An 11355-nucleotide genomic window follows, 5' to 3' on the forward strand; every position below is an offset into this window, starting at 1 on the left:
ACGGAATGACCCCCTACGGAGGCGGACCGGCTGGCGCGGCGGGCGGCGTGGCCGGACCGGGCGATACCCCCGCAGCTGGCTACCGGCAGCAGGGCGGCGGCGGGCGCCGGGCGGGATGGCGGGCGGCGCTTGGGTTCGGCGGGCTGCGGCCGCTGCCGGGGAGCTGATCCGTGCGGCCGACCGCCCGGGGACTCGGGCTGGCCGCAGCCGGCGTCGCGTTGGTCGTCGTCGGCTGGCGGTTCGGCTATGCCGAGCTTGCCGCGCTCGGCGGGGCCGCGCTGGTCGCGGTCGTGTTCGCCGTGCTGCACGCCGCCTGGCGGCCGCGGCTGTCGGTGACGCGGGTCGTCGAGCCCGACCGGGTCGGCCGCGGCGAGCCGGCCGGCGTGACGCTCACCGTCCGCAACAGCGCCCGCCTCCGCGCCGCCAACCTGGTCGCGCACGACCGGTGCGGCGCGGCCACGGTGCCCGTGCCGGTGCTGCGCCTGCGACCCGGCCGGGACACCACTGTGGACTATCCGGTGCCGACGACCCGGCGGGGCGTCGTGCCGGTCGGGCCGCTGCGGGTGGCGCGGCGCGACCCGCTCGGCCTGGTCACCGCGGCCCGGTCGCACGGCGGCGCCAGCACCGTGTGGGTGCATCCCCGGATCCATCCGCTCACGGCCGTGCCGGCCGGCGCGATGCGCAGCCTCGACGGCCGGGTCGACAGTGTCCCGCACGGCACGATCACGTTCGACTCGCTGCGGGAGTACGTCGTCGGCGACGAGCTGCGCCGTGTCCACTGGCGCACCAGCGCGCGGGTCGGCGAGCTGATGGTCCGCGAGCAGCTCGACACCAGCCTGCCCCGACTGGTCGTACTCGTCGACAACCGGACGACCGCCCACCCCGACCGCAGCGGCGGCGAGGCGCCCACGTTCGAGGCGGCCTGTGAGGCGGCGGCCTCGGTGGTCACCGCCGCGGCCCGCGAGGACGTCGACGTGACCCTGCTGCTGGTCGCCGGCGAAACCGCCCCGGCGTCGCACCCGCTCGACCGGCTCGCCGAGGCCGAGCTGGTGGCCGGCGACCTCAAGGCCGCCACCGACCGCCTCCGTCAGCAACGGGCCGGCGACACCGTGATCTTCCTGACCGGCGCCGGTGCCCGCGCCCACGGGGACCTCGGGCTGATCGGCTCCCTCCGCGGCCCGTACGCCGCCGTGGTCGCGACCGTCTTCGGCGACGGCGGCACACCGTCCACCGCCGACGGCATGGTCGTCCTCGACGCCACCGACGGCGAGGCCTTCGCGGCCGCCTGGGACGGTGTCCGCGGATGGTGATGCGGTTCGCCCGGTCGGCCGTACCGCCGCTCGTGCTCGTCGTGATGATCGCGGCGGCGGCGCTGGCGCTCGGCCGCGTCTACGCCGGCGCGGTCCTGGTGCCGCTGGTCGCCGGGGCCGGCGCGGGCGCGGTGCTCGTCTCCGTCGCAGCCCGCCGCGCCCCGTCCTGGCTGGTGGCGCCGGTGTCCGTGGTCGGCATGGCCGGCTACACGCTCGGCGCGCTCTGGTGGGCCGCCGACCGCGCCGGTCTCCCGGGGCCCCTGCGGGACCTCGTCGTCGAGGCCGCCCGCAACGGCATCCCGCGACTGCTCACCGCGCTGATCCCCGTGGAGCCGACGCCCGACACCGTGATCGTGCCCGTGGTCGCCGGCTGGCTCGCCGGCCTCGCGGGCGCCGAGCTCGGACTGCGGTGGGGCCGCCTGCTCATCGGGTACGGACCACCCGTCCTCCTTTTCGCCGGCGCCCTCTACGTCGTGGGACCCAACGCGGCGCCGGCGCTCGTACCCGCGCTGATGATCGTCATCGCCGCGGCGGCAGGGCTCGCGGTCACCGGCCGGCCGGCCGCGCCCGACGCGGACCTCCCCCGCTCGACCCGGCTCGCGCTCCAGACCCGGGCGGTGCTGGCCGCGCTCGCCGCGATCGCGCTCGTCGCCGCGACCGCACCGCTGATCACCGGGCGGGTCGAGGCCACACCGGTCGACCCACGGCAGTACGTGCAGCCCCCGCAGGTCGACAGCCTCGACGAGAACCCGCTGATCCGCATCTCGGGCTGGGCGCTCAACCCCGACCAGAAGCTGTTCGACGTGCGCAGCGACCGCGCCGAGCCGACCCGGATCCGGCTGGCGGTGCTCTCCGACTACGACGGGATCACGTGGCGGGTCGGCGCGGTCTACCGGGGCGCGGGCCGGGTGCTGCCCGCCCCGGCGACGCTGCCCGGCAACGCCGCCGCACCGGTGAGCCAACGGATCGAGATCGGCGACCTGTCGGGGCGGTTACTCCCGGCCGTCCCCACACCGTCGCAAGTGGACGGTGTGCGGGTGGCCTACGACCCGGCGACCGGCACCATGATCGAGCCGGACGGGTTGCGGCCCGGGCTGGCGTACTCGGTGTCGTCGCTCGCCGAACAACCCGACCTCAACCTGCTCACCGCCGCCGAGGTGCCGTTCGGAGACGGCATCGCGCGGATGCTGGCGCTCGGCGCCGGCGCGCCCGACCCGATCCGCGCGCTGTCCGACCGCCTCGCCACGGAGTCCGGCGGCGGCGCCTACCAGCGGGCGCTGGGCATCGAGGAATATCTGGCCACCCACTACAAGCTGGTCGCCGACGCGCCGAGCGGCCACGCGTACCCCAATCTCGCGTTCTTCCTCTTCGGCCCGGCCAACGGCGGCGGACGGGAGGGCACCTCGGAACAGTTCGCCGCGTCGTACGCCGTGCTCGCCCGTATGATGGGACTGCCGACCCGGATCGTGGTCGGCTTCCGCAGCGCCACCGGCACGGGCCCGGTGCGCGGCGCCGACGCCCAGGCCTGGCCCGAGGTCTTCTTCACCGACGTGGGCTGGGTCCCGTTCGACCCGCTGCCGAAGCCCGACACGGTGCCGGAGCCGCCGGAGCAGGAGCCACCGAAACCCGAGCCGCCGACACCGCCACCCTCCGAGGCGCCGCTGCCGACGCTCGAGCCCGCGGCGTCCCCCACCGCCACCCCGCTCGCGGCGGTCGCACCGGGCGGTTCGGGCGCGGCGTCCGCGTACGCGATCGGCGGCAGCGGTGTGGTGATCGTCGTGCTCGCGGCGATGTGCGCGCTCGTGGTGCTGCGGCGCGGGCTGAGCCGGCGCCGGCTGGCGACCGGCCCGCCGGGTGAGCGGGTGGCCGGGGCCTGGCTGGAGGTGCGCGACGCGTTGCGGCTCGCGGGCCGACCCGCCGCGGCGCACCTGTCGGCGACGGAGCTGGCCGCGCACGCGGCGGCCGCGGCCCGGCCGGCGGTTTCCCCGCGAGATCCTGCCGCCCCGCTCGTGGCCGGGGACGACCCGCCGCCGGAGTTGGCGACGCTCGTCGACCTGGTCAACCGTGACGCCTTCGCACCGGCCCAGACCGGCGACGCCGAGGCCGACGAGGCGGAGACGGCGGCGCGCGCCTACACGGCCCGACTGCGTGCCACTCAATCCCGCTGGCGCCGGGCGATGTGGCCGTTCCATCCAGGCCCGCTGCGCTGGCAGCGATCCCGCGACCGCGGCGACGGACCGTAACGCCGGCACCGGCTCCCCCGGTGCCGCCGATGCCCAAACCCAATCACGCCACGGCGCCCGCCGGTCATCGCCGGCGTCCGGCGCCCCTTGCGCCGGCGCCGTGCGCCGGCAGCCCGGCACGCCGCCCCAGGCCCGCCGGCCGCTCCGGCTGGCGCGCCGTGGCCGATGCCCAGACCCATCGCGCCACGGCGCCGACCGGGCTTCGCCCGCGTCCCGCTTCCAAATGGCCGGCTCGATGCGCCGGTGGCGGCCGAAGGCCGGCATGGGGAGGTCGAAGGCCGGGCGCCGTCGAAGGCCGGGCGCCGTCGAAGGCCGGGTCCCGCGATCAAAGGCCGGGGTCCCGCGGTCGAAGCCGGGCGCAGCGGTCGAAGGCCGGGCGCCGTCAAAGGCCCGGTCCCGCGGTCAAAGGCCGGGGTCCGGCGGGTCGAAGCCGGGCGCAGCGGTCAACGGCCGGGCGCCGTCGAAGGCCGGGCGCGGCGGCTGGTGCGGATCTGACTGGAGTACAACGACCCTGCGCAGTAAGGCCGTCCACGGAGCGCATCGGGAAAGGGGTTGTGCGGCAGCCGGTCCGCCCGGCGGGTAGCTTGGCCAACGAGGACCGCGGCCGCACAACGCGCAAGGAGAACAACATGCCAGCGCCGTCGAACGGGTTCGAGTCGAAACGCACCGCGTTGCTGGTGATGGATTTCCAGAACGGGATCGTCGGGCGGCTACCGGACGCCGACGCGCTCGTCGGCCGGGTGCGCGACGCGATCGCGGACGTCCGGGCCCACGAGGGCGTCATCGGGTACGTGCGGGTCGCGTTCACGGACGACGACTACGCCAGCGTGCCGGCGACGAACGCCCGGTTCGCGGCCGCCGCGGAAAGCCGGGCGCTGACCGACGACGACCCGAGCACGGCGATCGTCGACGCCCTCGCACCGCAGGACGGCGACATCGTCGTGCGCAAGGTCCGCATCGGCGCCATGTCGACCACCGACCTCGACCAACGGTTACGCGCCCGCGGCGTCAACACCGTCGTCCTCGCCGGCGTCAGCACCAGCGGCGTCGTCCTCTCGACGGTGATGGACGCGGCCGACCGGGACTACCGCGTCTACGTCCTGTCCGACGGTGTCGCCGACACGGACACCGACGTGCACGAGATCCTGCTCGACAAGGTCTTCGGCCGCCGCGGCACCGTGATCGACACGGCCGAGCTGCACAACATGCTCGAAAAGGCGGTCTGATCGCGGACGGCCGGGCCCCCAAGCCGGGAATGGCCAAGGCCTCTAGGCCGGGACCGGGTTGCGTAGGCCGGGATGGCCCGGCGGGAGCGTTCGGCGGACCACCCACCAGCTGACCGCCACACAGGCCGCGACCAGTGGCCAGGTCAGCGCCACCCGGGCCGCGGTCAGGGCCAGCACCCGGTCGGCGGCGTACAGCGGCAGGAACACCGCCACCCGGACCACGTACTGCATGACCCAGACGACGCTCCCCCAGCCGTACGCCCGAACCAGGGCCGGGTCGCGGCGCCACCGGGTCTTCTGGCCCAGGGCGAAACCGACGACGACGCCGAGCAGTGGCCAGCGGATGGCGATGCTGACCAGCCAGGCCAGCGCGCTGGCCGCGTTGCTGAGCAGTTGCAGCAGGAAGAAGTCGGCGGCGCGGCCCGTGCGCAGCACGATCAGGGCGGCCAGGCACACGCCGAAGAGGCTGATCACCACGGCCATCGGGCGGTGACCCCGGGAGAGCCGCCACACCGCGACGGCGGTGCCGACGGCGAGCGCGGCGATCACGCCGCCGAGGATCGAGCCGCCCGCCACCGCCCAGCCGACGCCGAACGCGAGCGGCGGCAGTGACGCCTCGATCGCCCCGCGGCGGCCGCCGAGCAGGTCGTTGAGCGACTCGTCGGCCATCGCATCTCCCCACCGGCAGCCGGAAACCCGGGGTTAGGTTAACCTAAGCGACCGTCGCCGATAAGAATCAGTACGCGACCTCAGGCCCGACAACCGGTAGGTTCTTCAAACGTGAGCCACCGTTGGGGAATGACGGTCCCGTTCGCCGGGATCCCGTTGGCCGACCACGGTCGGCTCTATGCGCTGTTACACGACGCCGGCTTCACCGACCTCTGGACCTCGGAGGTCGCCGGCACCGACGCGTTCACGCCGCTGACCATCGGCGCGATCACCACGCCGAAGATGCGGCTCGGCACCGCCGTCACCCCGGTCTTCACCCGCGGGCCCGGCCTGCTGGCGATGACGGCGGCGGCGCTGGCCGAGACCGCGCCGGGCCGGTTCGTGCTGGGCATCGGCGCCTCGTCGCCGGTCGTCGTCGGTGACTGGAACGCGGTGCCGTTCAAGGAGCCCTACAAGCGCAGCCGCGACATGCTGCGCTTCCTGCGGCCCGCGCTCGCCGGAGAGACGGTCGACGGTGAGTTCGACACGTTCGCGGTGCGCCGCTTCCGCCTCGAACGCCCGCCCGCGACGCCACCGCCGATTTTGCTCGCCGCGCTGCGGCCGGCGATGCTGCGGCTGGCCGCGACCGAGGCCGACGGCACGATCCTCAACTGGCTGGCCGCCACCGACGTGTCGAAGGCGGTCGGCGCGCTGGGCGATCGCCCGGCCAACTTCGAGATCGCGGCCCGGATCTTCATCTGCCCGACCGACGACGCCGACCATGCCCGCGCCGTCGGCCGCCGCATGATCACGAGCTATCTGACCGTGCCGGCCTATGCGGAGTTCCACCGCTGGCTCGGCAACAGCGACCTGCTCGACCCGGTCTGGACCGCGTGGGCGGCCGGCGACCGCCGCGGCGCGCTCGCCGCCGTGCCGGACGAGCTCGTCGACGCGCTGATCATCCACGGCACGCCCCACCAGTGCAAAGAGCAGATCATGCGGTACGTCGAAGCCGGCGTCACCACCCCGATCATGGCGCCACTGCCCACGCCGGAGCTCACCGCCGGCGGCGCCGAGGCGCTGTTCACCCTGATCGGCGAGTTGGGTGCACCGTCCACCGTGGAGAGAGGCTGAGCGATGGAGCTGAGCGGCAAGGTCGTCGTCATCACAGGCGCGGCCGGCGGCATCGGCGCCGCCCTGGCCCGCCGTTTCGCCGCCGAGGGCGCGGCCGGCCTGCTCCTCGCCGACCTCGACACGACGGCGGTCGAGGTGCTCGCGGCGTCGATCGACAACGCCCGCGGCGTCGGTTGCGACGTCACCGACCCCGCCCAGGTCGCCGCCCTGGTCGACGCGGCCGAGGAGTCGTTCGGCCCGGTCGACCTGTTCTGCTCCAACGCCGGCATCACGACCGGCACCGGCCTCGACACGACCGACGAGACCTGGGACCGCGCCTGGTCGATCAACGTGCACGCCCACGTGGTGGCCGCCCGGGCGGTGCTCCCCTCGATGCTCGACCGCGGCACCGGCTACTTGTTGCAGACCTGCTCCGCGGCCGGCCTGCTGACGGCGGTCGGCGACGCCCCCTATGCGGTGACGAAGCACGCCGCCGTCGGCTTCGCCGAGTGGCTGTCGATGACCTACGGCGACCGCGGCATCCGGGTCAGCGCGCTGTGCCCCCAGGGCGTGAGCACGCCCATGCTCGAGCAGGGCCTGGCCCGCGGCCACGCCGGCGCCCAGGTCACCGCCGCCGCCGGCGCGGTCCTGACAGCCGAGGAGGTCGCCGACGCGGTGATCGACGGCCTCGCCGCCGAACGCTTCCTGATCCTTCCCCACCCCGAGGTGGCGACGTATCAGCGGCGCAAGTCCGAAAACCCCGACCGCTGGCTGGCCTCGATGCGCAAACTCATCAGCCGCGTCTCCTCCTCCGCCTGACCACACCACCGTCCATCACCACCCCACGAGCTCGCCGGCGTCGACACCGCGAAGCCGGCTCGTCGGTCTCACATGGATGAGTACCGAGCTGAGGGCAGAAGGTTCACGCGACCTCGCAAGAAATCTGGAAAGCCGGCACCGCCCACCGCGACGGGAGTCGAGGCCGGTGCCATCCGCCAGCCCGCAAACCGAAGTCGGCGCCAGCGCAAGAAAACTACTGCGATGCCTCGCGACCGGTCGCGGGCCGCCGGCCAACCTGGGACTTCCCTGCTCGCTGGCGCTCGCCCGACGGTCCGGCGACAGCTGCCCGACCGTTGGCGGACGGCGAACCGCCGCCCGCGCCAGTGCCGCTTGATGCCGCGACTGACGAATCCGGCCCGACCACCGGGCCGTCGCTCGACCCGCCCGCCGTCGAATCCGCGTGGATGTAGACCCCGCCACGGAACAGCGAAACCACCGCCCCCGCAGCCGCCAGCACCGCCGCCAGGATGAACACCACGATCAGGCCGTCGTGGAACGGCCCGCTCAGGACCCCCGGCAGGAAGGTGCCCCCGGTCAGGTGGGCCAACGTCGAAGGCGGCACCTGTGCCGTGACCCCGGCCTGGTCGAGGAGGGTGCCGATCGGGTTCGTGCCCAGGAACGCCGCGAACATCACCGACACCGGCGGCACCGCGACGACCGACGAAACCGCGTCCGGGGGTACGCCCTGCCCGGTCAGGCCCGACCGCAGCGCGTCCGGCAACGACGACGACAGGCCCGCGATCAGCAGCGAGAAGAACACGCCGATCGACAGCACCATGCCCGCGTTCTGGAAGGTGGCCCGGATCCCCGAGGCGACGCCGCGCTCCCCCGCCGGCACCGCGTTCATCACCGCGGTCGTGTTGGGCGCCGAGAACAGGCCCGAGCCGACGCCGTTGAGGAACAGCAGCAGCGCGAACGTCGGATAGCTGAAGTTGACCGGGATCAGCAGCAGCCCCACGAACGTCGCCGCCATCACCACCAGGCCGCCGGTCGCCAGCAGTTTCGCGCCGTACCGGTCCGAAAGGTAGCCACTCACCGGACCCGCCACGATGAAGCCGATCGTCAACGGCACGAGATAGATGCCGGCCCACAGTGGCGTGTCCTCGAACGAGTACCCGCGCAGCGGCAGCCAGATCCCCTGCAGCCAGATGATCAGCATGAACTGCAGACCACCGCGGGCGACGGCGTTGAACAGGGCCGCCGCGTTCCCCGCCCAGAAGGCCTGGATCGTGAACAGGCGCAGGTGGAACATCGGCTGCGCCACCCGCGTCTCGATCACGCAGAACGCGACCAGCAGCACCGCGCCCGCGGTCAGGCCGCCGAACACGAGCGGATTGGCCCAACCCTCGACATGATCACGGTACGGCTGGATGCCGTACGTCAGCGCCGCCAGCAGCACGGTGAGTCCCACCGCCAGCGTCGCGTTGCCCCACCAGTCGATGCGCACGCCCGGCCGGCGGGAGACGGTCTCACGCAGGTTCCGGTACGCCCAGCCGGCGCCGACCACGCCCACCAGCGCGCTGACCGCGAAGATCGACCGCCAGTGCCACGCCGACAGCACGCCGCCCAGCACCAGCCCGACGAAGCTGCCGGCGAGCCCGGCCACCTGGTTGACGCCGAGCGCCGTACCCCGTTGGGATGCGGGAAAGGTGTCCGTGATGATCGCGGCGGAGTTGGCCATGAGCATGGCGCCGCCGACGCCCTGGACGATCCGCCAGCCGATCAGCCACAGCGCGGCCAGGCGCCCGGTGCCCGGCGTCAGCAGGCAGGCCACCGAGGCGAGCGCGAACACGGCGAAGCCGGCGTTGTATATCCGCACGCGTCCGAACATGTCGCCGAGCCGGCCGAGCGACACCACGAGCACCGCCGTCACCAGCAGGTAGCCCATCAGCATCCAGAGCAGGTAGCTGACGTTGCCCGGCGCGAGCGGGTCGAGATGGATGCCGCGGAAGATCGCCGGCAGCGAGATGATCAGGATCGACGCGTTGACCGTCGCCATCAGCATGCCGAGGGTGGTGTTCGACAACACCGACCACTTGTGCGGTACGCGTCCGCCGGACCGGACCTGGATCGCCATCGCGCCGCCTCATCTCATTAGCTGTACTAACCATATTCCGCCGGGCGTACGCGTGCCGCGTGAACTGGGTCGCACCTCGGGCGATGAGCCAGGTGGCTCGCGGCCAGCAGGCCAATGGCGACCTGGCATAGCACAAGACCCCGCATCTTGCAATCGGCAGTTGTCGCTATCTGTGCCATATTCACGTGAGTCTTGTCACGTGCAGTGTCGATCCCTACGCTCAGTGTGACGAAGCGCCGAACGGAACCGCCGGAGGCGCACCCTCGCTGGGGAGGAACCCACATGACCGAGGAGACCAGCTCCAGCCACCAGGCCGACGCGAAGCTCCTGGAAGCCAGCCTGGAAGTAGTCGCCGACCGCGCCGACGCGCTGATCGCGTCGTTCTACGACCGCCTCTTCACCGAGTACCCGGCCGTCCGCCCGATGTTCCCGACGAACATGAGCGCCCAACAGGACAAACTCCTGGGCGCGATCGTCGCGCTGGTGACCAACTACGAAAACCCCGAGGCCCTCCGCCCCACGTTGGAAGCCCTGGGCGCGAAACACGACAGCTGGGGCGTACGCCCGGAGCACTACACCGCCGTAGCCGGCTGCCTGCTGGCCACGCTCCGCGAGTACGCCGGCGAAGCTTTCACCCCGGAAGTAGAAGGCGCCTGGGTCCGCGCCTACACCTTCGCCGCCGGCACCATGATGCAAGGCGCCGCCCTACGCCAATCCGAAACCCAAGCCGCCTAACCGCCCGCACCACACGAACGAAGCCCGGGCCAAGCCCGGGCTTCGTGTGTCCCGGGGCGACTTGTTCTTCCAAGCCCGGGCCGGGTCGGGCCGGGCGACCGAACCACTGGGCTAAGCACGAACAAGGCCGCGCAAAGCGCTACGCCACACGGCGTCGACCGCGCCCCCAGGCCGCGCCAGGACCGCTCCGCAAGAACGTCAACCGCACGAAGAGGCAAGCCACAGAAGGCCCCGCCAGCAGCTGGCCAGGCGAGGAGGCGGCCACGGGGAGAAGGCGCCACGCCAGGAAACGGCCACGCCAGAAGGCGGCCACGCCAGAAGGCGGCCATTCGGGATCGGCTGCTGGGTCCTCAAGCTGCGCGACGACTGGGCCGCACGGGAGCTAGACCGCCGACGAATCGGCTCACACGTAGGTCGACGCGAGTACTGAGCCCCGCTGAAGCCGGAAAAGCCGAATCAGTGCCGAGGGATCGACCGGGCGGGATTGAGCCGCGCCAGGACTGGGCCGCGCTGGACAAGGAGGCTCGGCAGTCGGCGTGGCAATCCGCCATGCGGACGCTGGCCATGCGGACGCCGGCCGACCGAACGCAGCCGACCGGACGCAGCCCGAGCGGTCGTGGGCTGCACAGAGAGCACTTGGGATGCGCCGGGTGTCAAGGCCGCACAGGCCCGAGCTGCCCAAGGATTGACGGCCGAGCAAGGCCAGTACAAGGGCGAGGCCGGCCGCCAGAGTAGGCCGCACAGGCCCGAGCTGCCCAAGGATTGACGGCCGACTAAGGCCAGCACAAGGGCGAGGCCGGCCGCCAGGGGCAGGCCGCACCGACCGAGCATCAGCCGCGACGATCCGGCCGCAAGAGCTGACCACACGCCCACGTCACCACATGGCTGGAGAGGACTACGCCAGCGCTGCAGGACGCCTTCGCGGCGGTCTGCAGCGCGCCGCGGCAGCCGCAGGCGGGACCGCCGCGCGCGCTTACGCAGCGACATGCCACGCCTGGGCCCTGCACGCACTCGCCACGGCTCGACAGCACCGGGCCGACCGCCAGCCGGCACGCGGGCAACTTCCGCACGGCCGATCGAGCCCACCAAAACCGCAACCACCGCACCGCGGGGTCCCCGGGGGCTCGGCCCCCGGGGCCAACATGCCGAAAGCCCCCGTCCGC

General features: G+C 73.1%; 8 protein-coding genes. 6 read left to right on the forward strand and 2 right to left on the reverse strand.

Features of this window, described 5'->3' with window-relative positions; translation table 11 throughout:
- Window positions 1-170 precede the first annotated feature (170 nt).
- From O7635_RS32740 to O7635_RS32750, 3 genes are all read left to right on the forward strand, one after another.
- Window positions 171-1310: a DUF58 domain-containing protein gene (locus O7635_RS32740; protein WP_278084358.1), complete on the forward strand. Its 1140-nt coding sequence runs from the start codon at window positions 171-173 to the stop codon at window positions 1308-1310.
- Entirely contained in the window at window positions 1304-3553 is a 2250-nt protein-coding gene (locus tag O7635_RS32745; protein WP_278084359.1) for a transglutaminase domain-containing protein, read from the forward strand. The genes O7635_RS32740 and O7635_RS32745 overlap by 7 nt, the downstream gene beginning before the upstream one ends.
- 629 nt (window positions 3554-4182) lie before the next feature.
- Window positions 4183-4779, forward strand: a complete 597-nt coding sequence (locus O7635_RS32750; RefSeq protein WP_278084360.1) for a cysteine hydrolase — start codon at window positions 4183-4185, stop codon at window positions 4777-4779.
- A 42-nt stretch (window positions 4780-4821) separates the two neighbouring features.
- Here O7635_RS32750 and O7635_RS32755 read toward each other — a convergent pair whose 3' ends face one another.
- Complete coding sequence (locus O7635_RS32755) at window positions 4822-5448, reverse strand: DUF3159 domain-containing protein (RefSeq protein ID WP_278084361.1); 627 nt, start codon at window positions 5446-5448, stop codon at window positions 4822-4824.
- A 129-nt stretch (window positions 5449-5577) separates the two neighbouring features.
- On the opposite strand from O7635_RS32755, the gene O7635_RS32760 reads away from it, so the two are divergent.
- Together O7635_RS32760 and O7635_RS32765 are read left to right on the forward strand one after the other, a co-directional pair.
- On the forward strand, window positions 5578-6561 hold the full coding sequence (locus O7635_RS32760; RefSeq protein WP_278084362.1) for an LLM class F420-dependent oxidoreductase: 984 nt from the start codon (window positions 5578-5580) through the stop codon (window positions 6559-6561).
- Between the two features lie 3 nt (window positions 6562-6564).
- A complete protein-coding gene (locus O7635_RS32765; RefSeq protein WP_278084363.1) occupies window positions 6565-7359 on the forward strand; it encodes an SDR family oxidoreductase in 795 nt (264 codons plus the stop codon).
- A gap of 214 nt (window positions 7360-7573) precedes the next feature.
- Here the strand turns inward: O7635_RS32765 and O7635_RS32770 are convergent, their stop codons facing one another.
- Window positions 7574-9457: an MFS transporter gene (locus tag O7635_RS32770; protein WP_278084364.1), complete on the reverse strand. Its 1884-nt coding sequence runs from the start codon at window positions 9455-9457 to the stop codon at window positions 7574-7576.
- A 282-nt stretch (window positions 9458-9739) separates the two neighbouring features.
- Between O7635_RS32770 and O7635_RS32775 the strand changes: the two genes are divergently transcribed.
- Entirely contained in the window at window positions 9740-10192 is a 453-nt protein-coding gene (locus O7635_RS32775; protein WP_278084365.1) for a globin domain-containing protein, read from the forward strand.
- Window positions 10193-11355: the final 1163 nt, after the last annotated feature.

The organism is Asanoa sp. WMMD1127, assembly GCF_029626225.1.
Lineage (GTDB): Bacteria > Actinomycetota > Actinomycetes > Mycobacteriales > Micromonosporaceae > Asanoa.